Raw genomic sequence first — 24,789 nt, forward strand, 5'->3', positions numbered from 1 at the left:
GGGCCGGGTGCCCGCGCGGACGGTCAGTGGCCCAGGACGGGTAAGACGCTCGCCCGGGTGCCCGCCGGAAAGCCGTGGTGCCGGGCACCCGTCGCGATGGCCAGGGCGCCCAGCGACAAGGTCACCACGGCCCAGCTCAGGGCCTGGGGGCCGACGCCTTCTAGCAACAGGCCGCCTAGGATGCCACCCCCGGCGATGGCGCTGTTCCAGGTCACCACGTTCATCGCCAGGGCTGCATCGGCGCCGCTGCCCGCGGTATCCGCCAGGGCGGTTTGCAGCAGGGTGGCCGCGCCGCCGAACGTCAGCCCCCAGGCGAAGATGCCCAGGTACTGCGCCATCGCCGAATCACGGTTGAGCCCCAGCAGCAGCGCGACCGCGGCGAAGCCGGCAAGACTCACCAGCACGGCGCGCCGCAGGCTGTGATCGACGATCCGCCCGGTGATCCAGATTCCCGCCAGCGAGGCCACCCCGAAGGTCAGCAGCACCCGGTCAACCTGATCGTCCAGGCCGGCCTGGGCCACGAAGGGCGCGATATAGGTGTAGAGCAGGTTGTGGGCCAGCATCCAGGTAAAGACCACACCGAGGATGGCGCGAATGCCGGGCGTGGCGAACACCTGCCGCAGCGGTAGTCGCTGACCCTCGGCTTGCCCCGGATAGTCGGGGACCTTGGCCAGGACCCAGACGATCAGGCCTAGGGTGAGAGCGGACATGGCCGCGAACGCCAGCCGCCAACCCAGCAGACCGCCTAGCCAGGTTCCCAGAGGCACGCCCAGGGACAGGGCAACCGGGGTACCGATCATGGCAATGGCCATCGCTCGCCCTTGCAGGCGCGGCACTACCAGACGCCGGGCATAGCCGGCCAGCAGACTCCAGGCCAGGCCGGCCGCGGCTCCGGCGGCGAAGCGGGCGATCAGCGTCAGCGCATAGCTGGAGGAGAGCGCGGTCAGGGTGTTGAACAGCAAGAAGCCCAGGATGGTCGCCAGCAACACCCGGCGCCGCCGCCAGCGCGCCGTCGCCAGGGTGAGGGGAATCGCGGCAACCAACGAGCCGGCGGCATAGGCGGTCACCGTCTGGCCGGCCAGGGCCGGGGAGACCGTGAGCCCCTGGGCGATCTCGGGGAGCAGGCCGGCGGGCAGGGTCTCGGTCATGATGCAGATGAAACCGGTCATCGCCAGCGCCAATAGCGCGGCAACGGGCAGGCGTTCGGGATCGGGTGTCAAGGTCACGGCAATGCTCCTTAGATATGTATCGATCGGTATATATCTAAGCAGCCGACCGCCTGACTGGTCAATGAATTCTGTATCGTCTAGTATAAAAATCGATTCTGGCGAGGAGATCCGCTGTGGCTCAGGTAGGACGTCCCCGGTCGTTTGACCGTACCCAGGCAATCGATGACGCGCTGCTGCTGTTCTGGCGGTATGGTTATGAGGCGACCTCCCTGAGTCGGCTCAAGGCGGCCATCGGCGGCGGCATCACCGCGCCCAGCTTCTATGCGGCCTTCGGTTCGAAGGAGGCGCTGTTCAAGGAGGTGGTCGCTCGCTACATGGAAACCCATGGCCGGGTGAACGACCCCTTGTTCGACGAGACGTTGACGCCCCGGGAGGCGATCGCCTCGGCCCTCGGGCGTTCCGCGCGGATGCAGTGTGACGCGCAGTTGCCCAAGGGCTGCTTGGTGGCGCTCGGCACTTTGGGCTCCTATGCGGAAGAAGACTCCAGCATTCCACTGCCGCTGCGCGAAGCCCGCGCCCGGATCCGCCAGGGCCTGTTGGCGTGCGTCAGCCGCGGTATCGCCCGTGGCGACCTCGCCGAAGACACCGACGCTCGCGCCCTGGCGACAGTGTTCGAAGGCCTGTTGCTGGGCATTTCACCCATGGCGCGGGACGGGGTGGAGTTACCGGTCATCGAGGGCGCCATCGCCCTGGCGCTGACGCTCTGGGATGGTCACTAGGCGCCCGGCCGAAGCGTCGTCTGAGCTGGGCGTCTTGGGCCACGCGTGCAACGGCGGGGCGTCATGGCGCCTGCCGTTCCCCGGTGGGCCTGGCGGACGAGGAGTCTGCCAAGGCGATACGGTCGATGACGTCCTGGTAGGGGACGAGATCGAGAAAGGCCTCGACCTGGGTCGCACGCGTCCCGTCCAGCTTGAAGATCCATACGTATTCATTGCGATAGGGCGCGCCATCGCGCGCGGTGGCCGTGCCATTCCAGCGCACCACGACCTGGTCCTCGCGCGCCCAGATGGCCTGTACCCGGGGCACGATGGGTGTGGCCAGACGCTGAGCGAAGGGACGTACGGCGCGCTCCAGGAAGTCCTCGCGGCCGTGGTAGGTGCCCGCCGCCGGACCGCTGCCCTGGATGGTCCAGACCACCGTGGGCGAGAGCAGGTCGTCGAAGAGACTGCCACGGCCCGCGCTCCAGTTCGCGAAGGCCCGTTCGACCAGGCGCTGGTTGCGTTCCGTGGTGGATTCGGCTGCGGCGACGCCGCTCCAGGGACTACTCAGCAGGACGAGCGACAGCAGCGCGCGCCCGGTCAGACGATTCGATGGATGCTGCATGGCGGTACCCTCGCGCAGGACGGAATGAGGTGGGCGGCGGCGCCGGCAAACGGCACCCGCCTGGAGCCCACCTTAGGCCGCTGGCGGCGTCCGGATAACCCGCACCCGACTGGACACGTCGGTTAGCGCGCCTAACCGCCAGACGTCGCGATCCGCTGCTGACCGCCGGATGAAGCGCGGCGGCCAGCGTCCACGCCGTCTACCCTCAACCCACCAGCGGCGGTGTCCGCGGCGGTACCTGGCGTTTGGAGCCGGTCGCCTCGTAGGCGGCGGCGAGCCTGAGCAGATTCGAGTCGTCATAGGCCCGCCCGGCGAAGGTCAGGCCCACCGGCATGCCGATGTCGGCCATCACGCCCATCGGTACGGTGACGGTCGGCACGCCCAGGTGGCGGATGGCGAGGTTGCCGTTGGCGACCCAGACGCCGTTGCTCCAGGCGATGTCGGCCGAGGCGGGATTGATCTCGGCATCCGCCGGCGCCACGTCGGCCACTGTGGGAAAGAGCACCGCGTCCAGGTCCTGGGCCTGCAGCCAGTCTTCCAGGTCGATCTTACGCGTGTGTTCCAGGCCGCGCAGGCCGTCGGGGAGGGTGGTGATCTCGTCCAGGGTCTTGAGCCCCCGCTCGGCCATGCGCACGTATTCGGCCATGCCGGCGGCCAGGTCGCCTTCACGGTTGGGCAGGGTGCCGGGTTCGTGGGGAAAGATCAGCTCGCCTTCGACGTCCACCAGCCGGTTCAGGTTGGGATCGTTGTTGTCGCGCAGGAAGGTGTCGAAGCCCCAGGCGGACAGGTCCCAGAGTTCGTCGTGGAGAAAGGCCTGGGAGACGATGCCGCGGTTGAACACCGTGGGCGCGCCGGGGCGGTCGCCTTCGCAATTGGACACCAGCGGGAAGTCCACCTCCACCACGGTGGCGCCGGCCGCTTTCAGGGCGGCGCGGGCCTGTTCCCAGAGGGCGATGACCGAGGGCCGGGTATGGATGCGCTGGCCGGTGGGGCCTCCGATGCCGGGATTGTCGCTGGTGCCGGCCTCCGGGTCCTGGTTGATGAACATGCGCGGCACGCCGAGGCGTTTGCCGGCCAGGGCGCTCGCGTCGACGGCCAGGTCGCTATAGCGGGCCGGGCGGACCTCCGAGGCCTTGGGCAGTGGCACCCAGGGCTGCAGGCGCCAGAGGTCGCCGGAGGTGTCGGGATCGTCCGCCACTACCACGTCGAGCACTTCCAGCAGATCGGCCATGGTGCGGGCATAGGGCACCACCACGTCCATGGTCGGCGTCAGCGGCCAGTTGCCACGCACCGAGATGACCCCGCGCGAGGGAGTGTAGGCGCAGAGCCCATTGTTGGACGCCGGGCCGCGCCCGCTGGACCAGGTTTCCTCGGCCAGGCCGAAGGCGGCGAAGCTGGCCGCGGTGGCGGTGCCGGCGCCATTGGAGGACCCGGAGGCGAAGGGCGCGGTGAGATAGCCAGCGTTGTAGGGGCTTTCCGCGCGGCCATAGACACCGCGCTGCATGCCGCCGTTGGCCATGGGCGGCATGTTGGTCTTGCCCAGGCAGATGGCACCGGCGGCGCGCAGCCGCTCGATGGTGAAGGCATCGCGCTGAGCGACCAGGTCCCTGAACGCCGGACTACCGGAGGCGGCGGTCAGCCCCTTGACCAGATAGCTGTCCTTGGCGGTGTAGGGGATGCCATCCAGCGGCCCCAGGGTCTCGCCCCGGGCGCGACGGCGATCGGACTCGGCGGCTTCGGCCAGGGCCTCGGGATTGCGCACCACCACGGCATTGAGCGCGGTGGCGCTGGCGGGCGGGTCGTAGGCATCGATACGGGCCAGGTACGCCTCGACCAGCTGCACCGCAGTGGTCTGGCCGGTTTCGAGTGCGCGACGCAACTCGGCGATGGAACGTTCGGTAACTTCGATCATGGTGGGTCGCCGTTGAGGATTCTGGGATACGGAAGAGGCTGCTGTCAGAGGCCTTGAAGGAAAGAAGCACCGGTGCAGTGTACACCCGAAGCCTGCCGGCTTTTGATTGCGTCCGTGCATGGAAGCCTTGCCGAACTGCCCATGCAGGCTAGCCTGCTGACCTCTATGATTGGCCTCAATTGAACCTGTTTGCCGCCCTTGGCGGCGATCCCGTGGCTGGAGTGAATCATGCTGAAACGCCTAGGCAACGAGCGCACGGTGCTGCGCTTCTCCATCGTCGTCACGGTGGTCCTGGCGGTCGTGGGCATCGCCTTCGGGGTGCTGTCGGGTTCCTATGCCATCGTCTTCGACGGCTTCTATTCGCTGACCGACGCCTTCATGAGTGGCGTGGCGCTGCTGGTGGCCATGCTGATCCATAGACACGGCCAGGAGGCGGAGGGCGACCGGCGACTGGCCGAGCGCTTCAACATGGGGTTCTGGCACCTGGAACCCATGGTGCTCGCCCTCAACGGCAGCGTGCTGTGCATCGTGGCCTGTTACGCGTTGGTCAACTCGATCATCAGCCTGATGAGCGGCGGCAAGGCGCTGGCGTTCGGCATGGCGCTGCTCTATGCACTGGTCGCTGCGGTATGCTGCTTTGGCTTCGCCGCCCTCGTGCATCGCTTGAACCGGGACATCCAGTCGGACTTTCTCAAGCTCGACATCAAGAGCTGGATCATGTCGGGCAGCATTTCGGCCGCCCTGGTACTGGCCTTCCTGGTTGGCGCCCTGGCCGAAGGCACGGCCTATGCCTGGATCACGCCGTACATCGATCCCCTGGTGCTGGCGATCATCTGCGTACTCATCATTCCCATACCGCTGAAGCTGGTCTGGCAGGCCTTCACGGAAATCCTCATGGTGACCCCGCCGCAACTCAAGCAGCAGGTCGATGAGGTCGCCCAGGGCATGGTTTCGCGCTTCGGCTTTCTCGACTACCGTGCCTATGTGGCCAAGGTCGGCCGAGCCCGGCAGATCGAGCTGTACTTCATCGTGCCGCTGGGCTGGCCGGCCAAGACCCTGGACGAATGGGACGCCATCCGCGACGAGATCGGCGAGGCCATTGGCGGCGAGGGCCCGGACCGCTGGCTGACCATCGCCTTCACCACCGACCCGGCCTGGTCGCGCTAGCCTTGCCGCGCTAGCGGGAGGCGCAGAGGCGTTCGACGTCCGCAGCCAGCTGCTGGAGGATGACGCGGTCTTCGGCCTGGCCCAGGGTGGCTTCGGCCCGGGCCAGCGCCAGGCGGGAATGCCGCAGGCACTCGCGCCTGATCCGCGCATCGCCCTGGACCGCCAGGCGCGCCAGGGATTTCTGCAGCCGCATGCCCACCTCCACCAGGGGCGCCGCGTCGCGGCCCACCGGCAGAAAGAAGTCGTCGAAGAGATCGTCCAGCGACAGCTCCGGCACCTCGATCCGCGGATAGCGAGGCTCGACGGGCTCGCGCCTTTCGGTGAGTTCGGTGAGCAGCCGTTGGGCGCGACCGAGGATGGCGATGGCGGTGCCCGAATCGCTGCGCGAAGGCACCAGCGCCCCGGTGGCGATCTCGCCCAGCACCGTCAGGCCGAAGCGCGGATCCTGGTCGTGCACCCGGCGCGCATCCAGGGTGAAGGCGGCACGCAGGCGCGCGTCCTTTTCCGGCGGTAGGCCTTCCACCCAGAGCAGCGGCTGCGCCGGATCGAGAAAGGCGCCGGGCAGGGCGGCCAGGCGCAGGCGACCGCGGTCGCCGCAGAGGTCCGCCAGCAGCGGCATGTCTACCCGTTGCAGATAACCGGTGCGGTCCGCCAGGACCGGGCGGCCGTTGGCGGGTTCATCGACCGGCGCCGCCACCCCACCCAGGTAAGGATGGGTCAACCAGCGCTGCAGGCTATGCCGGGCGGCGTCTTCGATGCTGTCGCTGGTGGCATCCAGCTGCCCCAGCCGGGAGAGGTGGTCGATCCAACGCAGCAGGGTGAAGACGATCAGCAGGATCACCACCAGGGTGACGGCGAAGAGCACCACGCGGCCGTTGTCGCCGTAGAGGCCGGTGCTCAGGGCGATGATGCCGACCAGGCTGAACAGGAAGGAGCCAAGAAAGGTGGCCAGGGCGTTCTGGGTGGTGCTGTCTTCCAACAGCAACGGATAGGCCCGGGGCGTCACGCTGCTGGCGGCGGCGTTGTAGGCCGTCACCATGGTGCTGAGGGAAAAGGTGGTCACCGCCAGCATGCTGCTGGCGATGATGGTGAGGATCTTGTCGACGGCATCGGCGCCGACCTTGGCCGGCAGACTGGCCGGGATGTGGTCACGCAGGAGCAGGGCGAGGAGGGCGGTCGCCACCCCGGCGACCGAGAACAGGGTGGCGCGGAACCACAGGCGTCGCTGGAGTCCGCGCAGGACCCAGCCCAGGCGGGCCAGCACCGGCCGTCAGCCCATGGCCGGCGGAACGGGGGTGGCGCTCAGCTGGGCGAGTCGCTGATCGGCCTGCTGCTGGAGCTTGTCGCGCATCTGCCGCGCGGCTTCCCGGGCGTCGCCGGATTTCAGGCCATTGCGGTCGGCATCCACGGTGGTCAGCACCGCACCGAGGGCACCATGCACCAGGCGACCGCCGGCCAGAGTGTCGCTGCGCAGCGGTTCGACGGTGAGCGGCGTGGCGATCACGGCGAGATCCAGGGCTTCCAGGCACAGCTGAGCGGTAGCGATGGGAATCTGCACGGCGTTGGCCGCGGCCAGGTTGAGCGCCTGCTGGCGACGTTCGCCCTCGGCGCCGGCGCCACTGGCCTGACGATCGGCTTCCAGGTAGTTGGCGAAGGCCTGCACATCGGCATCGGCACAGGTGCTCAGGGCTTCCTGCAGGCGCTCGCCCAGGGTGATCAGCTCGGCGTGGCGGGTCACCGGCTGGCGCTGCTGGCTGAGCTTCAAGCCCTTGAGGACCAGCGCGACGCCCAGGCAGGCCGCCACGGTCGCCGCCGCGCCACTGCCCGGGGTGGGCAGGGTGGAACCGGTGCCGTCGCGGAACTGGGCGAGGGTCTGCTGCCAGAGAGTAGAGGTTTCGTTCATGCCAACCGCCTGCGAGCAAAGGGTAAGGGATTCGGTCATGACCGAACGCAGTTTGGATCCTGCGAAACGCCTGAGGTTCGCAAGCTAAGTGCAATAAGCGAAAGGGGTTATTTCGATTTACGTCGTACCTCGGACCCCGTTTCGGTTAAGGTATTCCTGAAACAATAAGTTACAAGGAGTCACCTGTGGATCCTGCTGCGCTCGCCTGGGTCGCCCACGACACCCGGCTGATCTCTTGCTGCCTGGCCGCCATCCTGGCCATCGTCCTGCTGATTGGCGTCACCCGGCTGCCACCCTTCCTGGCCATTCTCATCGGCACCTTCATCGCCGGCCTGGGGGCCGGGCTGCCCGCCGAAGCCGTGGCCAAGGCCTTCAGCAAGGGCGCGGGTGGCATCCTCGGCGAGGCCGGCATCATCATCGCTCTGGGCTCCATGCTCGGTGCGCTGATGGCGGAGTCCGGTGCCGCCGATCGCATCGCCAGCACCCTGCTGGGCCTGGGCAAGGGTCGCAGCCTGCCCTGGGTCATGGCCCTGGTGGCCATGGTGATCGGCCTGCCGCTGTTCTTCGAGGTCGGCCTGGTACTGATGGTCCCCATCATCTTCGTCATGGCGCAGCGCTCCGGGCAGCCGTTGCTGCGCATCGCCATTCCGGCCCTGGCCGGGATGACCACCCTGCATGCGTTGCTGCCGCCGCACCCCGGTCCGCTGATCGCGGTCGGGGCATTGCACGCGGACCTTGGCCTGACCATGCTCCTGGGCCTGGTGATCGCCATCCCTGCGGTGATCCTGGCCGGTCCCCTGTACGGCGGCTGGCTGTCGCAGCGCATGACGATCCAGCCGCCGGCGGAGCTGGGTGAGTTGTTCAGCGCCCGGGATCAGGGCGCGCGCCAGCCGGGTTTCGGTCTGTCGTTGCTGGTGATCCTGTTGCCGGTGCTACTGATGCTGGGCAGCACCTTCGCCAAGGTCGCCCTCGACCCGCACAGCGGTCTGGCGGAGGGGCTGAAGTTTCTTGGCGAACCCCTGATCGCCCTGGGGCTCGCCGTGCTGGCGGCCACCGTGCTGCTCGGCTGGGGCAGTGGCATGCCGCGCGAGCGCGTCGGTGGCGTGCTGCGCAAGAGCCTGGCGCCCATCGCCGCGTTGCTGCTCACCATCGGCGCCGGCGGTGGCCTCAAGCAGACCCTGCTCGACGCCGGGGTCAGCCACACCGTGGCCAAGGTCGCCGAGGGCGCCCATCTGCCCTACATCCTGCTGGCCTGGCTGATCGCCGTGGCGCTGCGCCAGGCGACCGGCTCGGCGACGGTGGCGACCACCACCACGGCCGGTATCCTGGCGCCGGTGGTGGCCGGGCTGGCCGGGCCGCAGGCCTCGCTGATCGCCCTGGCCATCGGCGCCGGCTCGGTGTTCTTCTGCCACGTCAATGACGCCGGCTTCTGGATGGTGCGCGAGTATTTCGGCCTGGAGCTCAAGCAGACACTGTGGGTCTGGTCGGTGCTGCAGACCCTGGTTTCCGTCACCGGTCTTGCCGGTACGCTATTGTTGTCACTCTGGATCTGACGAACCCCTGCCCATGGACAACGACTCCACCCTGCACCGGCCGCGGCGCCGCGATCTCTTCCTCGGTTTCTTCGGCCTGGGCATCACGGCCTTCGGTGGGGTGCTGCCGCTGGCGCGGCGCTACCTGGTGGAGAAGCGGCGCTGGCTGTCGGCGGAGGAATTCACCGAATTGCTCGGCCTCTGCCAGTTCTTGCCGGGCGGCAACATCATCAACCTCTCGGTGGCGGTGGGCATGAGATTCGCCGGCTGGAGCGGCGCCCTGGCCGCTGCCGCCGGGTTGCTGGTGGGGCCGACCCTGGTGGTGGTCGGCCTGGGCGTGCTCTACGACCGCTACCATGACGACCCCCTGGTGGGTCGCGCCTTCGCCGGTCTCGCGGCCGCGGCCGCCGGCCTGCTGGTAGCCATGGCGGTCAAGCTCATTCAGCCCTTGCGCGGTCGCTGGCTGGCTTTGGGCATCGCCTGCCTGGCCTTTCTCGCCTTGGCGCTGTTCAAGCTGCCGCTGCTCTGGACCATGCTGGTGCTCACCCCGATCAGCGTCCTGCTCAGCTATCGGCAGGGCCTATGAGCGCGACCCTGCTGGCCCTGGCCCTGATCTTCACCCAGCTCTCGCTGCTGGCCTTTGGCGGTGGCAATTCGGTGCTGCCGGAGATGCAGCGCCAGGTGGTGACGGTGCACGGCTGGATGAGCGCCGCCGACTTCGCCGCCCTGTTCGCCCTGGCCCAGGCGGCGCCCGGTCCCAACCTGATGATCGTCCCGCTGATCGGCTGGCACGTGGCCGGCTGGCCGGGTCTGCTGGTGACCTCCCTGGCCAAGTTCGTACCGTCCTCGCTGTTGACCCTCGGCGTGCTGCACCTCTGGCAACGCTTCGCCGACCGCCCCTGGCGCCGTCATCTGCAGGCCGGACTGGTGCCGGTCACCGTCGGCCTGGTAGCCGCCAGTGCCTGGCTGGTGGGCGCGAGCGTGGCCACCACGCCGCTGTGGGTGCTGATCCTGGCGGCGGGTGCTCTGGGGTCGCTATTTACCCGCTGGCATCCGCTGTGGCTGCTGGCCGGCGGGGTGCTGGTCGGGATAGTGTTTGGTAGCTAAGCCAAAAAGCTGGGCAGGATCGTCCAGCCATCGACCCGAGGACCTCACCTTGCAGCTAAGCCATCGGCCGGTCCAGGACAGTGACCTGCCCGCCCTATGTGAATTCTCCAAGAACCCCACGGAGCTGATGTTCTGGTTTCCCCGTGCCCAATTCCCGCTCACCCCAGTTCAATTGCAGGCCGCCATCGCGGAGCGTCGTGACAATCGCGTCGTGGTGGCGGATGGGCAAGTGGTGGGATTTTCCAACTTCTGCAGGTGGGCGGATGAGGTGTATGCGATTGGCAATGCCATCGTTGATCCCGCCTACCGGGGGCAGGGGGTCGGACGTTACCTGCTGAAGATGATGATAGGGCGCGCGTTCGAGACACACGGCGCTCGTGAAGTGGTCCTTTCCTGTTTCAACGCTAACGTGGTGGGGCTACTGCTCTACCAAGCCTTGGGCTTCACCCCCTATGCCATCGAAGAGCGACGTTCGGTGGCCGGTGAGCGGGTGGCGCTGATTCATCTCAGACTGCCTCGGCCTTACCGGTGATCACCCGCCCCCAGAATCCCTCGCTGCGCGAACTGCTGTTCACGATACGCGGGTCCATCGTCCAGGCGATCTGGCGCAAGCTGCTCTATGTGATGCTGCTGAGCCTGGCGGTAACCCTCAGCCATGGCGTCATCCTGCGCTTCGACTTCGGCCTGACCACCACCCCGCTGACCCTCTGGGGCCTGACCCTGGCGATCTTTCTCGGCTTTCGCAACACCACCGCCTACCAGCGCTTCTGGGAGGCGCGTGGTCTGTGGGGCGAACTGCTGATCGCCGGACGCAACCTGGCGCGCCAGGTCGAGACCCTGTTGCCTAGCCTGAACGCAGCTGAGCGCCGCCAGCTGCTGACCCCGCTGTTGGCCTTTGGTTATGCGCTGCGTGATCACCTGCGCCGGGAAGCGCCGTCTGCTGATCTGCAGCGCGTGCTGGCGGGGGAGGAAACCCTGCTCGCGGCCCCTCACCGACCCAGTGCGCTGATCCGCCGGCTGGGCACTATGCTGGTTGCCCGGGCACGACAGGAAGGGCTTGGTGATCCACTGATCGCCAATGTCGACAACCAGCTGGACCGGCTGACCGCGGTGCTCAGCGGCTGCGAACGCATTCGCCAGACGCCCATTCCCTATCCCTACATCCTGATGCTGCACCGGGTGGTGCACGTCTATTGCTTTCTGCTGCCGTTCTGCCTGGTGGACAGCCTGGGTTGGTTCACGCCGCTGGCGGTGCTGGTGCTGGCCTACACCTTCTTCGGCCTGGACGCCCTGGGCGACCAGATCGCCGACCCTTTCGGCACCCAGCCCAACCACCTGCCGCTGGACGCCCTCAGCCGCGGTCTGGAGATCGCCGTGCTGGATTTGCTGGGCGAGCCTACGCCGGAGCCGATCCGCGCGGAGGCGGGGTTGTTGCGGTGATGGCGTGATGATTCGCGTTGATGCGATCGCGGCCATGGGCCGCTCCTACAGCAGAGGTGTATCTGTAGGAGCGGCCCATGGCCGCGATCAGAAGTCTGCCTCAGAGCGGTCACATCGGCGGATCGCCATGGCCGTGCCGTGCCGTGCCTTGCTGTCAGGTGTCTTGAGCTTCTTTCGCTACCCGCCGCGGACGCCTGACCAGCTCCCCGCGACAGTTCGGACACCGCTCCTGCAGCGGCCCCGCCGCGCATTCCGTGCAAAAGGTGCATTCATAGGAGCAGATCACCGCCTCCTTGCTCTCCATCGGCAACGCCTTGGCGCAGTGCTCACACGAAGTCCGCATTTCCAGCATGGCTGTCGCTCCCTGATCAGGCGCCGAAGCGCGCTGCGTAGTCCTGGGGGCTGACCGCCAGGTGCTTGTGAAAGGTGCGTCGCAGATTTTCCGGATGGCCAAAGCCGCACAGGCGCGAAACGGTGCCGATGGAGGCCTGGCCATCCTGCAGCAGTACTCGCGCCGTCTCCAGCCGGACCTGCTCGACATAGCGACCCGGACCCATGCCCACCTCGCGACTGAACAGCCGCGACAGCGTACGGGGCGCCATGTGGGCACGCTCGGCCAGGCGCTCCAGTCCCAGGTCTTCCCCCAGGTGACCGGGAATCCAGTCGAGCAGGGCGGCCAGTCGTGGCGTCCGTCCCGGATCGGGCGCCAGACAGGCGCTGAATTGCGCCTGGCCGCCGGGACGGCGCAGGAACATCACCAGCCGGCGCGCCACCGCCAGCGCCAGCGGACGTCCGAGATCGGCTTCCACCAGCGCCAGGGCCAGGTCGATGCCGGCGGTGACGCCGGCCGAGGTAAAGACATGGGGATCGCCATCGCGCCCCAGTGGATCATAGGTATGCAGGCGGTCGCCCTGGACCTCGATGTCCGGAAAGGCTGCTAGTTCGTCGACATAGGCCCAGTGGGTGGTGGCCCGGCGGGCGTCGAGCAGGCCGGCGCTGGCCAGCATCAAGGCGCCGGAACACACCGAGCCAAGACGCCGAACCCGGGGCTCCAGATCGCGCAGCCAGGCCTGCAGGCCGGCATCCTGGCGTAGCGTCTCGATGCCTATGCCGCCAGGGATCAGCAGGGTGTCCACCTCATCTACGTCGAGGTCGTACCAGCTCTGTTCGGCCTGGATGCCGATGCCGGCTGACGTCCTGACCAAGCCTTCGGCGGCGCCCAGCAGGCGCAGCTGATAGTAGGCGGGCAGGCCCTGACGTTCCCGTTCCAGGTTGGCCGAGGCGAATACCTGCAGCGGGCCGGTGACGTCCAGGCTCATGACGTCGGGGTAAAGCAGCGCAGCGATCAGCGGCATGGGTGGCTCTCCGTAGCGATCTGGTGAGCATGCCTTGGCGTCCATATAGGCGACAAGGTCAAAGACCCCACAGATCTCGCCATCCGGGTGGCAGGTTGGATTTGGCGTGACCCGCGCCCGGCCTTATCATCGCCGCCCATGAACTACACCGATCCCAAGCAACTGGCACCCTTGCTGGAAGCCATCCTGCTCGCTGCCGGCCGCCCCCTGACCCTGGAGCGTCTGGCCGAACTCTTCGAAGAATACGAGCGCCCCGAGCCCGCCCACCTGCGCGCCGGTCTCGCCGTGCTCGGTGGCTCCTGTCGCAAGCGCGGCTTCGAGCTCAAGGAGGTGGCGTCCGGCTATCGCCTGCAGGTGCGCGAAAAGTACGCGCCTTGGGTCGGGCGACTCTGGGAGGAGCGTCCGCCGCGCTATTCCCGCGCCATGTTGGAGACCCTGGCGCTGATCGCCTATCGCCAGCCGATCACCCGTGGCGAGATCGAAGAGGTGCGCGGCGTGGCGGTCAACAGCCAGATCGTCAAGACGCTGCTGGAGCGCGACTGGATCCGTGTGGTGGGCTATCGCGACGTGCCCGGCCGCCCGGCCATGTTCGCCACCACCAAGTCCTTTCTCGACTACTTCGACCTGCGCAGTCTCGACCAACTGCCGCCCCTGGCCGAGGTCCGCCAGTTGGAACCCGAACCGACGTCGGTGCTGGAAGACCCCGAGTTGAGCCTGGCGGCACTGGGGGTAGGGGAGCCGGAGCAAGAAGAGGACACCCTGGTGATCCCCGAGCGCACCAGCTTTCGCACCCTGCTCACCGAGCTGGACGCCATGGAGACCGGCCTCAAGACCGATTTCGACGACCTGCGCCAGGCGGCGGACGAAGAAGACGAGGGTTGAGTCAGCCCTGTTGGGCTTCGCTGCGCTCAGCCCAACCTACAGTTCCACTACAGTCCGGGCGTTCCGATGAGGATGCCGTAGGTCGGCGCTGAGCAACGTGAAGCCCAACACTCCCACCAAAACGAAAAAAGCGCCCGAAGGCGCTTTCTTCCAACTCAGACCTACAGACCTCAGGCCGGCGCGTTGACCAGCGCCTTGCAGGTATCGAGCATACGGTTGGAGAAGCCCCACTCGTTGTCGTACCAGGCCATGATCTTCACCAGCTTGCCGCTCACCTTGGTGTGGTTGGCGTCGAAGATCGACGACAGGCGGTTGTGGTTGAAGTCGATGGAGACCAGCGGCTTGTCGTTGTAGCCCAGCACCGGCGAAGCTTCGGCCGCCGCCTTCATGAAGGCGTTGATGGTCTTGGCGTCGGTTTCCTTGGCGGTCAGGATGGTCAAATCGACCAGCGACACGTTGATGGTCGGCACCCGCACCGCCATGCCGCTAAACTTGCCTTGCAGCTCCGGCAGAACCAGGCCCACGGCCTCGGCGGCACCGGTCTTGGTCGGGATCATCGACTGGGTGGCCGAACGCGCCCGGAAGGGGTCGGAGTGGTAGACGTCCGACAGGTTCTGGTCGTTGGTGTAGGCATGGATGGTGGTCATCAGACCGTTCTCGATACCCAGTTCGCGCTGCAGCACCTGGGCGACCGGCGCCAGGCAGTTGGTGGTGCAAGAGGCGTTGGAGATGATCTGGTGCGACTGGCGCAGGATGTTGTCATTGACGCCATAGACGATGGTGGCGTCCACCTCTTTGCCCGGTGCCGAGATGATCACCTTGGAGGCGCCGGCTTCCAGGTGGGCAGCGGCCTTGTCGCGGCTGGTGAAGAGGCCAGTGCATTCGAACACCACGTCGATCTTCAGGTCCTTCCACGGCAGCTCGGCCGGGTTGCGGATGGCCGTCACGGCGATGCGGTCGCCATTGACCACCAGCTTGTCGCCCTCGACGGACACCTCGGCAGGGAAGCGGTCATGAACGCTGTCATACTGTAGGAGATGCGCATTGATGGCGGCGTCGCCCAGGTCGTTGATCGCGACGACCTCCAGGTCCTGGCGATAGCCCTCGGTATACAGCGCCCGCAGCACGTTGCGGCCGATGCGTCCAAAACCATTGATGGCAATACGAATACTCATTGAGAGAAACCTCGCGATAGCTGGGTTTTGTTGTAAAAAACATTACACATGACGCGTGCTAAGCGGAATAATAGCGCCAATTTGGCTGTGAATGTTTTAAATAACAACAAATTTAGCCCGGTGGAGAATCGAAACCATGCATCCTCGCGTCCTCGAAGTCACACAGCGGTTGGTGGAACGCAGTCGTCCGACCCGTGAGCGTTACCTCGCCATGATCCGGGCCGCCGCCAGCGACGGTCCGCAGCGCGGCAAGCTGCAATGCGCCAATTTCGCCCATGGCGTCGCCGGGTGTGGATCCTCGACAGATAAGCAGCGCCTCCGTTTGATGGACCAGGCCAACGTCGCCATCGTTTCCAGCTACAACGACATGTTGTCGGCTCACCAGCCCTACGAGCACTACCCGGAGCTGATCAAACAGGCGCTGCGCGAGATCGGCTCCGTCGGTCAGTTCGCCGGCGGCGTGCCGGCCATGTGCGACGGCGTGACCCAGGGCGAGGCCGGCATGGAGCTGAGCCTGGCGAGTCGCGAAGTCATCGCCATGTCCACCGCCGTGGCCCTGTCCCACAACATGTTCGATGCCGCGCTGTTGCTGGGCATCTGCGATAAGATCATCCCCGGCCTGATGATCGGCGCGCTGCGCTTCGGCCATCTGCCGATGATCTTCGTCCCGGGCGGCCCCATGCCGTCGGGCATCTCCAACAAGGAGAAGGCGCGCGTGCGCCAGGCCTTCGCCGAGGGCAAGGCGACCCGCGAAGAGCTACTGGAATCGGAGATGAAGTCCTACCACAGCCCCGGCACCTGCACCTTCTATGGCACCGCCAACACCAACCAGGTGGTGATGGAAGTGATGGGCCTGCACCTGCCGGGTTCTTCCTTCGTCAATCCCTACACCCCGCTGCGTGACGAACTCACCCGCGAGGCGGCGCGCCAGGTGACCCGCATCACCCATCAGGGCGGCAACTTCATGCCGCTGGGCGAGATCGTCGACGAGAAGTCCATCGTCAACTCCGTGGTCGCCCTGAGTGCCACCGGTGGCTCGACCAACCATACCCTGCACATCCCAGCCATCGCCCAGGCCGCCGGCATCCAGCTGACCTGGGACGACATGGCCGAGATCTCGGCGGTGACCCCGACCCTGGCGCAGGTCTATCCCAACGGCAAGGCCGACGTGAACCATTTCCACGCCGCCGGTGGCGTCAACTTCATGGTGCACACCCTGCTCGAAGCCGGGCTGCTGCACGAAGACGTCAACACCATCATGGGCCGCGGCCTGTCGCGCTACCTGCAGGAACCCTTCCTGGTGGACGGCAAGCTGGAGTGGCGCACCGGGCGCGCCGAGAGCCTGGACGAGGACATCCTGCGGCCGGCCAGCCGCCCGTTCAACGAAGAGGGCGGCCTGCGCGTCATGCAGGGCAACCTCGGCCGCGGCGTGATGAAGGTGTCGGCCGTGGCGCCCAAACATCAGCTGGTCGAGGCCCCGGCGCGGGTCTTCCATGACCAGAGCGAACTGGCGGCCGCCTTCAAGGCCGGCGAACTGGAGCGCGACTTCGTCGCGGTGGTACGCTTCCAGGGACCCAAGGCCCTGGGCATGCCCGAGCTGCACAAGCTCACCCCCTACCTCGGCGTGCTGCAGGATCGCGGCTTCAAGGTGGCCCTGGTCACCGACGGCCGCATGTCCGGCGCCTCGGGCAAGGTTCCGGCGGCGATTCATGTCTGCCCGGAAGCCATCGACGGCGGTCCGCTGGCCAAGGTCTGTGACGGCGATCTCATCCGTGTCGATGGGCGTACCGGAGAGCTGAGGATTCTGGTCCCGGCGGACGAATGGATGGCCCGCCAGACGGTCGAAGCGCCCCAGGGCACCGGGGTAGGCTGTGGTCGTGAGTTGTTCGCCTTCATGCGCGGCGCCATGAGCACGGCTGAATCGGGTGCCAGTGCATTTACTTCCAGCCTGGAGGCGCTGAAATGAGTTTGGCTTTGGTTGGCGACATCGGGGGCACCAATGCCCGCTTCGCCCTGTGGCGTGACGGTCGCCTGGAGGCCATCGAGGTCTTCGCCTGTGCGGATTACGCCTGTCCGGAAGACGCGGTACGCAAGTACCTGGCGCAGACCGGCGTGGCGCTGGATGACATCACCGCCGTGTGCCTCGCCTGTGCGGGCCCGGTGGGCGAGGGTGACTTCCGCTTCACCAACAATCACTGGGTGATCAAGCGCGAGCAGTTCTGCTGCGAGCTGGGCCTGACCCATCTGCTGCTGATCAACGACTTCACGTCCATGGCCTGGGCCATCGCCCGCCTGGATCCGGCGGACTCCGTCCAGGTGCGCGACGGCATCGCCTTGCCGACCCGCCCGCGCCTGGTGATCGGTCCCGGCACCGGCCTGGGTCTCGCCAGCCTGGTGCCCAGCGGCAAGGATCGCTGGATCGTGCTGCCGAGCGAGGGTGGTCACGTCGACCTGCCGATCAACACCCAGCGCGAATTCGATATCTGGAAGATCCTCAAGCGCCAGTTCGGCAATCACGTCTCCGCGGAGCGCGTGGTGTCCGGCAGCGGCCTGGTCAACCTCTATCACGCGAGTTGCGAACTGGACGGCCGGACCGCCGCCCTGCATAGCGCGGCGGACATCTGCGAGCTGGCGCTCAAGGGCGATCCCTATGCCGATGCCGTGCTGGAGCAGTTCTTCATCTGGCTGGCGCGGGTCGCCGGCAACGCGGCCCTGACCCTGGGTGCCCTGGGTGGCGTTTACATTGCCGGCGGCATCCTGCCGCGCTTCGTCGAGCGCTTCCAGAGCGGGGCCTTCGCCCATGCTTTCGCCGACAAGGGCAAGACCAGCAGCGCCTACCTCAAGGATATCCCGGCCTGGCTGGTGACCGCCGAGTATCCGGGGCTGTTCGGTGCCGGCGTCGCCCTGGATCAAACCATCGCCGAAGCGCGACAGGTCTAAGAGCCTGTTCAAAGTCTGCTGCGCGTCGGCCAAACTGCGTTAAAAATGGCTTCGGAATGCTCATTTACCATTCGTAAACCCGAGCGCGGGTCCGATCCGCTTCCTCAGCCATTTTTGCCTTGTTTGGCTCTAGCTCGCGATCCTTTGAACAGGCTCTGATCCACCCCGGGGTGGGCGACTACTCAAGGTCGCCCGACCCCGGTATGCTGCCGGCACTACCGGTAGCTGGCCTCCGGCCAAGACAACAAGAGCGAACATCGCCATGTCCACCCTGGGCAAATCCCTCCTGGTCGTCGACGACGACGGGGAAATCCGTGAGCTTCTCGACGCCTATCTCACCCGTGCCGGCTATCAGGTGCGCGCCGTTGGCGATGGCCGCGAGCTGCGCCGGGCGCTGGGTGACTTCGTCCCCGACCTGCTGATCCTCGACGTCATGCTCCCCGGCGAAGACGGCTTCGCCCTCTGCCGCTGGATGCGCGAGCAGTCGAGCTGCCGCCAAGTGCCCATCATCATGCTCACCGCCAGTTCCGACGAGGCGGATCGGGTCATTGGCCTGGAGCTGGGCGCCGACGACTACCTGGGCAAGCCCTTCAGCCCCCGCGAATTGCTGGCGCGCATCAAGGCGCTGTTGCGCCGGGCCGGCTTTGGCGAAACGCGTCCGGCGGCTACCGGTCTGCTGACCTTCGACGACTGGCGCCTAGATCCGGTCAGTCATCGGCTGTTCCACCGCGACGGCGAGGAGGTCATCCTCTCCGGCGCCGATTTCACCCTGCTCAAGCTGTTTCTCGACCATCCCCAGCAGATCCTTGATCGCGACACCATCGCCAATGCCACCCGTGGCCGCGAGGTGCTGCCGCTGGAGCGCATCGTCGACATGGCGGTGAGTCGCCTGCGTCAGCGTCTGAGGGACACCGGCAAGTCGCCGCGGCTGATCCGTACCGTGCGTGGTTCCGGGTATTTGCTCGCCGCCGAGGTCAGCGGGCTGGTCGCCGATGCGGTGTAGCGGTCCGCTCGCGCGGCTGGTGCCGCGTTCCCTGCTGGCGCGGATGCTGCTCCTGACCCTGCTGGCGGTGCTCCTGGCCCAGGGCGCCTCGGCGCTGTTCTGGTCGGCCGCATTGCGCAGCGATCGCAACCAGGGCCTGCAGACCGCGGCCCGCAGCCTGGGCTATTCCATCGCCGCCAGCGTGCGTTATTTCAGCCTGCTGCCACCGGCCTATCGGCCGCTGGTGCTGGAACAGCTGCGCAACATGGGCGGCACGCGCTTCTTCGTCTCGCTCAACGAAAAGCCGCTGACCATGCAGGCACTGCCCGCGACCCCGGGGCGTCGCGCCGTGCTGCAGGAGGTCGAAGCGGTGCTGCGCGAACGCCTGGGCGCCACCATGCCCATGTACGTGGAATTCATCGGCCCGCAGCAGCTGCGGCTGTTCAACGGTGCCTTGGCGCTCGACGAACTGCCGCGCTCCTGGGCGCACTATGCCCTGAGTCTGGAGCCACTGGAGCCGCCGGTGCTGGTGACCCAGATCCGCATCGGCGAAGGGGAGTGGGTGTATCTGGCGACCCTGATGCCGGCGCCTTACTACAGCCTGGACGAGTCCTGGCTGCCCCTGCAGCAGCTGCTGTTCATGGTCTTCAGCAGCGCCTTCCTGCTGCTGTTCATCGGCCTGCTGATCCGCTGGCAGAGTCGCCCGCTCAAGCGGCTGTCGCGCGCTGCGCGGGAGCTGTCGCTGGAGGTCCATACGCCGCCGGTGCGGGAGGAGGGCGCCCAGGAGATCCGCGAGGTCACCCGCGCCTTCAATGCCATGCGTGAACGCATCGCCCGCTATCTGGACGAGCGCGCCCAGCTGTTCAGCGCCATCTCCCACGACCTGCGCACCCCCATCACGCGGCTGCGGCTGCGTGCCGAGTTGGTGGACGACGAGGTGATGCAGGCCAAGCTCGTGCGTGATCTCGACGAGCTGGATCTGTTGGTGAAGGGCGCCCTGCAGTGCGTCAAGGACACCGACATCCACGAGAATCTGGAGCCGGTCGACCTGCAGGCGCTGCTGGTGCAGCTGGTGGAGCCCTTCACCCAGGAGCAGCCCCCGCGGGTATGCCTCACCGGAGAAGCCCAGGGCACCCTGCTGGGCAAGCCTCTGGCGCTCAAGCGCTGCATCGGCAATCTGCTGGACAACGCCCTCAAGTATGGCCATCGCGCTCATTTGCAGGTGGAAGACGACAGTCATGCCTTCGTCCTGCATGTCGACGACGAAGGGCCAGGGGTGCCCGAGCAGGAGCTGGAGCAGGTGTTCCAGCCCCATGTCCGCCTGGCCACCGACCGCCAGGGTTACGGCCTGGGCCTGGGCATCGCCCGCAACCTGGCCCACGCCCATGGCGGCGAGGTGGAGCTGCGCAACCGCCGCGAGGGCGGTCTGCGGGTGACCCTGACCCTACCGCGCAGCTAGGCAGGACCCTACCGCTATGTCACCAGCTCGTGACAAAACGCCTTCCCTTCGTTACCCACGGCCGCAGTCGTCTGACTAGACTCGGCCCAGCTCCAATAAAAAAACAACAAGGAACGACCCCTCATGAAGGCATTGAATCGTCTCGCTCTCGCCGTTTCCCTTTCCTGCGCCGCGCTGGCTGCCCCCCTGACCGCCCATGCCGGTGAGGTCGAGGTGCTGCACTGGTGGACCTCCGGTGGCGAGGCTCGCGCCGTCGATGTGCTCAAGCAACTGATGCAGAAGCAGGGCGATACTTGGAAGGACTTCGCCGTGGCCGGTGGCGCCGGTGAAGCCGCCATGACCGTGCTCAAGACCCGCGCCGTCTCCGGCAACCCGCCGTCCGCTGCCCAGCTGAAAGGCCCCGACATCCAGGAGTGGGCCAGCATGGGCTTCCTGGCCAACATCAGCGACATCGCCAAGCAGGGTAACTGGGACACCATCCTGCCCAAGCGCGTGGCTCAGACCATGCAGCACGACGGCGAGTACGTCGCCGTGCCGGCCGGCATCCACCGCATCAACTGGCTGTGGATCAACCCCGCCGTCTTCAAGAAGGCCGGCGCCAAGGTCCCCACCACCCTGGACGAATTCTTCGAAGCCGCCGACAAGCTGAAGGCCGCTGGCGTCGTGCCCCTGGCCCACGGTGGTCAGAACTGGCAGGACGGTACCATCTTCGAATCCCTGGTCATGGCCATCATGGGCCCGGAAGGCTACGACAAGGTCTTCGTGCAGACCGATGCCGACACCATCCGCAGCGACAAGATGGTCGAGGTCTTCAAGACCTTCAAGCGCATCAAGGGCTACGTCGATCCCAACGCCGCCGGTCGCGACTGGAACCTGGCCACCGCCATGGTCATCGAGGGCAAGGCCGGCATGCAGATCATGGGCGACTGGGCCAAGGCGGAATTCACCGCCGCCGGCAAGAAGCCGGGCGTCGACTACGAATGCGTGGTGATGCCAGGCACCCAGGGCGACTTCATCTACAACATTGACTCCCTGGCCATGTTCAAGATCAAGAACAAGGACAACCAGAAGGCCCAGGACGATCTGGTGCGCACCGTCATCGACAAGCCCTTCCAGGAGGTCTTCAACCTCAACAAGGGCTCCATCCCGGTGCGTAACGACATCGATCTGTCCAAGTTCGACAGCTGCGCCCAGCAGTCCGCCAAGGACTTCCAGGCGGCCAACGCCGATGGCAAGGCCGAGCCGAGCATGGCGCACAGCATGGCCAACACCAGCTACGTGCAGGGCGCGATCTTCGACGTGGTGACCAACTTCTTCAACGACGCCAACGCCGATCCGAAGAAGGCCACCGAGCAACTGGTCGCCGCCATCCAGGCCGCGAAGTAAGCGCAAACAGCCATCGGTAAGGATTGTTTATCGCGGCCGTAGGCCGCTCCTACAGGCCAATCGTCGGCTGTAGGAGCGGCCCATGGCCGCGATCATCCAACTGCCTGACGCCCAGATAATACCACCCCTGAGACCGCCTCCATGGCTCTTACCGAAACTCTTCCCGCGACGGCGGTCAGCCGACGCCCAGACCGGCTGCAGCGCCTGCTGCCCAAGCTGGTGCTGGCGCCCACGGCCATCGCCATGGTCGTCTGCCTCTATGGCTACATGCTGTGGACGGCGGTGATCTCCTTTACCAATTCGCGTTTCCTGCCCAGCTACAATTTCGCCGGCTTCGCCCAGTACGCGCGGCTGCTGGAGAACGACCGCTGGCTGGTGGCCTGCAAGAACCTGGCGATCTTCGGCGGTCTGTTCATCCTGTTGAGCCTGGCCATCGGCGTCTTCTTCGCCATCCTGCTGGACCAGCGCATCCGCCGCGAAGGCTTCATCCGCACCATTTACCTCTATCCCATGGCGCTGTCGATGATCGTCACCGGCACCGCCTGGAAGTGGCTGCTCAACCCCGGAATGGGCCTGGACAAGCTCTTGCGCGACTGGGGCTGGGAAGGCTTTCGCTTCGACTGGCTGGTGGATCCCGACCGGGTCATCTACTGCCTGCTGATCGCCGCCCTCTGGCAGGCCTCGGGCTTCGTCATGGCCATGTTCCTCGCCGGCCTGCGCGGCGTGGATTCCTCGATCCTCAGAGCCGCCCAGGTCGACGGGGCAGGGCTGCCGACCATCTACCTGCGCATCGTCCTGCCCAGCCTGCGGCCGGTGTTCTTCAGCGCGGTGATGATCCTCGCCCACATCGCCATCAAGAGCTTCGACCTGGTCATGGCCATGACCGCGGGTGGTCCCGGCTACGCCTCGGACCTGCCGGCGGTGTTCATGTACCAGCACACCTTCACCCGCGGCCAGATGGGCCTGGGTTCGGCCAGTGCGGTGTTGATGCTCGGCGCGGTGTTGGCGGTGCTGGTGCCCTATCTCTACTCGGAATTGCGGAGCAAGCGAAATGGCTAAGGCTCTGAATGTCAATCGCGTGGCCATCCACGCCACCCTGATCATCGCCTGCGCGGTCTATCTGGTGCCGCTGCTGGTGATGCTGCTGACCAGCTTCAAGACCCCGGATGATGTCCGCACCGGCAACCTGCTGAGCCTGCCCCTGGACTGGACGGTGATCGGCTGGCTCAAGGCCTGGGACGTGGTACACAGCTACTTCTGGAACTCCTTCCTAATCACCGTCCCCGCGGTGCTCATCTCCACCTTCATCGGCGCGCTCAACGGCTACGCCCTGTCGAAGTGGCAGTTCCGCGGCTCGAATCTGCTATTCAGCCTGCTGCTGTTCGGCTGCTTCATTCCCTTCCAGGTGATCCTGCTGCCGATGTCCTTCACCCTCGGCCAGCTGGGCTTGGCCAACACCACCGCCGGCCTGGTGCTGGTGCACGTGATCTACGGCCTGGCCTTCACCACGCTGTTCTTCCGCAACTACTACGTGGGCATCCCCGATGCCCTGATCAAGGCGGCGCGGCTGGACGGGGCAGGCTTCTTCACCATCTTCTTCAAGATTCTGCTGCCGCTGTCCACGCCCATCGTGATGGTCAGCCTGATCTGGCAGTTCACCCAGGTGTGGAACGACTTCCTGTTCGGCGTGGTGTTCGCCAGCGGCTCGTCGCAGCCCATCACCGTGGCCCTGAACAACCTGGTCAACACCAGCACCGGCGCTAAGGAATACAACGTCGACATGGCCGCCGCCATGATCGCCGCGTTGCCGACGCTGCTGGTCTACATCTTCGCTGGCAAGTATTTCGTCCGGGGCCTGACCTCGGGCGTGGTCAAAGGATAAGGAAGGCCACCATGGCAGCTCTCGAACTCAAAAGCGTACGCAAGACCTACGGCAACGCCGCCCAGGAAGCCCTCAAGGGCATCGACATCCGCATCGACGCCGGGCAGTTCCTCATCCTGGTGGGGCCCTCCGGGTGCGGCAAATCCACCCTGATGAACGCCATCGCCGGCCTGGAAGACATCAGCAGCGGCGCCATCTGCCTGGACGGCGAGGACGTCACCCAAGTCGAGCCCAAGGACCGGGATATCGCCATGGTGTTCCAGTCCTACGCCCTGTATCCGACCATGACCGTGCGCCAGAACATCGCCTTCGGCCTGAAGATCCGCAAGACGCCCAAGGAGCAGATCGACGCCGAGGTGGCGCGCGTGGCCAAGCTGCTGCAGATCGAGCACCTGCTGGAGCGCAAGCCGGCGCAGCTCTCCGGTGGCCAGCAGCAGCGGGTGGCCATGGGCCGTGCCCTGGCGCGCCGGCCCAAGCTCTATCTGTTCGACGAGCCGCTGTCCAACCTCGACGCCAAGCTGCGGGTGGAGATGCGCACCGAGATCAAGCTGATGCACCAGCGCCTGCAGACCACTACGGTCTACGTCACCCATGACCAGATCGAAGCCATGACCCTGGGAGATCGGGTCGCGGTGATGAAGGATGGCGAGGTGCAGCAGTTCGGTACCCCTGAAGAGATCTACAACGATCCGGCCAACCTCTTCGTCGCCAGTTTCATCGGCTCGCCGCCGATGAACTTCGTGCCGGTGCGTCTCGAAGCCCGTGAGGGCAGGGTGGTCGCGCGGGTCACCGGCGACACCGGCGACAGCCAGGTGGACTTGCCGGAACTGGATCCGGCGCTGGCTGGCCGAGAGGCTATTCTTGGGGTGCGTCCGGAGCAGATCCAGTCGGCGCATCCGGCCGACAGTGCCGTGCCGGGGATCCTGACGCGGATCCAGGTGGTCGAGCCAACCGGCCCGGACACCCTGCTGTACGCCGAATGGAACGGCACCAAGGTCTGCTGCCGGGTCGCGCCGGGTGAAGCGCCGCGGGCCGGCGACCAGGTGCTGTGGCGGATCGATTCGCGACGGGCGGTGCTGTTCGATCCTGCGAGCGGTCGCCGACTTTCTTGAACA

At 66.3% G+C, this 24,789-nt stretch carries 24 protein-coding genes; 16 read left to right on the plus strand and 8 right to left on the minus strand.

The window, feature by feature from the left end; all coding sequences use genetic code 11:
- Window positions 1–23: 23 nt before the first annotated feature.
- Complete coding sequence (locus NRG74_RS04775) at window positions 24–1,169, minus strand: MFS transporter (RefSeq protein WP_257706555.1); 1,146 nt, start codon at window positions 1,167–1,169, stop codon at window positions 24–26.
- Between the two features lie 173 nt (window positions 1,170–1,342).
- Between NRG74_RS04775 and NRG74_RS04780 the strand changes: the two genes are divergently transcribed.
- On the plus strand, window positions 1,343–1,948 hold the full coding sequence (locus NRG74_RS04780; protein ID WP_257705854.1) for a TetR/AcrR family transcriptional regulator: 606 nt from the start codon (window positions 1,343–1,345) through the stop codon (window positions 1,946–1,948).
- 61 nt (window positions 1,949–2,009) lie between these two features.
- Here NRG74_RS04780 and NRG74_RS04785 read toward each other — a convergent pair whose 3' ends face one another.
- Window positions 2,010–2,552, minus strand: a complete 543-nt coding sequence (locus NRG74_RS04785) for a nuclear transport factor 2 family protein (protein WP_064309585.1) — start codon at window positions 2,550–2,552, stop codon at window positions 2,010–2,012.
- 205 nt (window positions 2,553–2,757) lie between these two features.
- Entirely contained in the window at window positions 2,758–4,464 is a 1,707-nt protein-coding gene (locus NRG74_RS04790) for an amidase (RefSeq protein ID WP_257705855.1), read from the minus strand.
- A gap of 228 nt (window positions 4,465–4,692) precedes the next feature.
- Between NRG74_RS04790 and NRG74_RS04795 the strand changes: the two genes are divergently transcribed.
- Window positions 4,693–5,631 (plus strand): cation diffusion facilitator family transporter, encoded by a 939-nt coding sequence (locus tag NRG74_RS04795; RefSeq protein WP_093251969.1) that lies wholly within the window; start codon window positions 4,693–4,695, stop codon window positions 5,629–5,631.
- Window positions 5,632–5,641: 10 nt separating this feature from the next.
- On the opposite strand, the gene NRG74_RS04800 is transcribed toward NRG74_RS04795, so the two are convergent.
- Both NRG74_RS04800 and NRG74_RS04805 read right to left on the minus strand, forming a co-directional pair.
- The gene (locus tag NRG74_RS04800) at window positions 5,642–6,895 is read right to left on the minus strand and encodes a DUF2254 domain-containing protein (protein ID WP_184287457.1); all 1,254 of its coding nucleotides are present in this window, start codon (window positions 6,893–6,895) and stop codon (window positions 5,642–5,644) included.
- A gap of 6 nt (window positions 6,896–6,901) precedes the next feature.
- On the minus strand, window positions 6,902–7,534 hold the full coding sequence (locus tag NRG74_RS04805; protein WP_017641321.1) for a cyclodeaminase/cyclohydrolase family protein: 633 nt from the start codon (window positions 7,532–7,534) through the stop codon (window positions 6,902–6,904).
- Between the two features lie 185 nt (window positions 7,535–7,719).
- Between NRG74_RS04805 and NRG74_RS04810 the strand changes: the two genes are divergently transcribed.
- Genes NRG74_RS04810 through NRG74_RS04830 form a run of 5 tightly spaced genes read left to right on the plus strand, consistent with a single transcriptional unit; the run spans window position 7,720 to window position 11,613 of the window.
- Window positions 7,720–9,087, plus strand: a complete 1,368-nt coding sequence (locus tag NRG74_RS04810) for a GntT/GntP/DsdX family permease (RefSeq protein WP_017641320.1) — start codon at window positions 7,720–7,722, stop codon at window positions 9,085–9,087.
- A 13-nt stretch (window positions 9,088–9,100) separates the two neighbouring features.
- On the plus strand, window positions 9,101–9,652 hold the full coding sequence (locus NRG74_RS04815) for a chromate transporter (RefSeq protein ID WP_093251952.1): 552 nt from the start codon (window positions 9,101–9,103) through the stop codon (window positions 9,650–9,652).
- On the plus strand, window positions 9,649–10,173 hold the full coding sequence (locus NRG74_RS04820) for a chromate transporter (protein ID WP_257705856.1): 525 nt from the start codon (window positions 9,649–9,651) through the stop codon (window positions 10,171–10,173). Before NRG74_RS04815 ends, NRG74_RS04820 begins: the two co-directional genes overlap by 4 nt.
- Before the next feature lie 49 nt (window positions 10,174–10,222).
- Window positions 10,223–10,705, plus strand: coding sequence for a GNAT family N-acetyltransferase (locus NRG74_RS04825; RefSeq protein ID WP_257705857.1), 483 nt, complete (start codon window positions 10,223–10,225; stop codon window positions 10,703–10,705).
- On the plus strand, window positions 10,702–11,613 hold the full coding sequence (locus tag NRG74_RS04830) for a bestrophin family protein (protein ID WP_257705858.1): 912 nt from the start codon (window positions 10,702–10,704) through the stop codon (window positions 11,611–11,613). Before NRG74_RS04825 ends, NRG74_RS04830 begins: the two co-directional genes overlap by 4 nt.
- Window positions 11,614–11,767: 154 nt before the next feature.
- Here the strand turns inward: NRG74_RS04830 and NRG74_RS04835 are convergent, their stop codons facing one another.
- On the minus strand, window positions 11,768–11,965 hold the full coding sequence (locus NRG74_RS04835; protein ID WP_257705859.1) for a DUF1272 domain-containing protein: 198 nt from the start codon (window positions 11,963–11,965) through the stop codon (window positions 11,768–11,770).
- 16 nt (window positions 11,966–11,981) lie between these two features.
- Window positions 11,982–12,968, minus strand: coding sequence for a GlxA family transcriptional regulator (locus tag NRG74_RS04840; RefSeq protein ID WP_257705860.1), 987 nt, complete (start codon window positions 12,966–12,968; stop codon window positions 11,982–11,984).
- Between the two features lie 138 nt (window positions 12,969–13,106).
- On the opposite strand from NRG74_RS04840, the gene scpB reads away from it, so the two are divergent.
- Window positions 13,107–13,850, plus strand: coding sequence for an SMC-Scp complex subunit ScpB (scpB, locus tag NRG74_RS04845; protein ID WP_257705861.1), 744 nt, complete (start codon window positions 13,107–13,109; stop codon window positions 13,848–13,850).
- A gap of 170 nt (window positions 13,851–14,020) precedes the next feature.
- Here the strand turns inward: scpB and gap are convergent, their stop codons facing one another.
- Complete coding sequence (gap, locus tag NRG74_RS04850; RefSeq protein ID WP_257705862.1) at window positions 14,021–15,025, minus strand: type I glyceraldehyde-3-phosphate dehydrogenase; 1,005 nt, start codon at window positions 15,023–15,025, stop codon at window positions 14,021–14,023.
- Window positions 15,026–15,161: 136 nt separating this feature from the next.
- Between gap and edd the strand changes: the two genes are divergently transcribed.
- The 8 genes from edd to NRG74_RS04890 all read left to right on the plus strand — a co-directional run bounded on the left by edd (window position 15,162) and on the right by NRG74_RS04890 (window position 24,786).
- Window positions 15,162–16,991, plus strand: a complete 1,830-nt coding sequence (gene edd / locus NRG74_RS04855) for a phosphogluconate dehydratase (RefSeq protein WP_257705863.1) — start codon at window positions 15,162–15,164, stop codon at window positions 16,989–16,991.
- Window positions 16,988–17,965 (plus strand): glucokinase, encoded by a 978-nt coding sequence (locus NRG74_RS04860; protein WP_257705864.1) that lies wholly within the window; start codon window positions 16,988–16,990, stop codon window positions 17,963–17,965. The genes edd and NRG74_RS04860 overlap by 4 nt, the downstream gene beginning before the upstream one ends.
- Window positions 17,966–18,227: 262 nt before the next feature.
- Entirely contained in the window at window positions 18,228–18,968 is a 741-nt protein-coding gene (locus NRG74_RS04865; RefSeq protein ID WP_257705865.1) for a response regulator, read from the plus strand.
- A complete protein-coding gene (locus NRG74_RS04870; protein ID WP_307773999.1) occupies window positions 18,958–20,406 on the plus strand; it encodes an ATP-binding protein in 1,449 nt (482 codons plus the stop codon). Before NRG74_RS04865 ends, NRG74_RS04870 begins: the two co-directional genes overlap by 11 nt.
- A gap of 123 nt (window positions 20,407–20,529) precedes the next feature.
- On the plus strand, window positions 20,530–21,792 hold the full coding sequence (locus NRG74_RS04875) for an ABC transporter substrate-binding protein (RefSeq protein ID WP_184287483.1): 1,263 nt from the start codon (window positions 20,530–20,532) through the stop codon (window positions 21,790–21,792).
- Window positions 21,793–21,933: 141 nt separating this feature from the next.
- Window positions 21,934–22,851, plus strand: coding sequence for a carbohydrate ABC transporter permease (locus NRG74_RS04880; RefSeq protein ID WP_017641308.1), 918 nt, complete (start codon window positions 21,934–21,936; stop codon window positions 22,849–22,851).
- Entirely contained in the window at window positions 22,844–23,674 is an 831-nt protein-coding gene (locus NRG74_RS04885) for a carbohydrate ABC transporter permease (RefSeq protein ID WP_140216771.1), read from the plus strand. The genes NRG74_RS04880 and NRG74_RS04885 overlap by 8 nt, the downstream gene beginning before the upstream one ends.
- Window positions 23,675–23,685: 11 nt before the next feature.
- On the plus strand, window positions 23,686–24,786 hold the full coding sequence (locus NRG74_RS04890) for an ABC transporter ATP-binding protein (protein WP_257705867.1): 1,101 nt from the start codon (window positions 23,686–23,688) through the stop codon (window positions 24,784–24,786).
- The last annotated feature ends 3 nt before the right edge of the window (window positions 24,787–24,789 follow it).

The organism is Pseudomonas oryzihabitans (assembly GCF_024652905.1).
Lineage (GTDB): Bacteria > Pseudomonadota > Gammaproteobacteria > Pseudomonadales > Pseudomonadaceae > Chryseomonas > Chryseomonas benzopyrenica.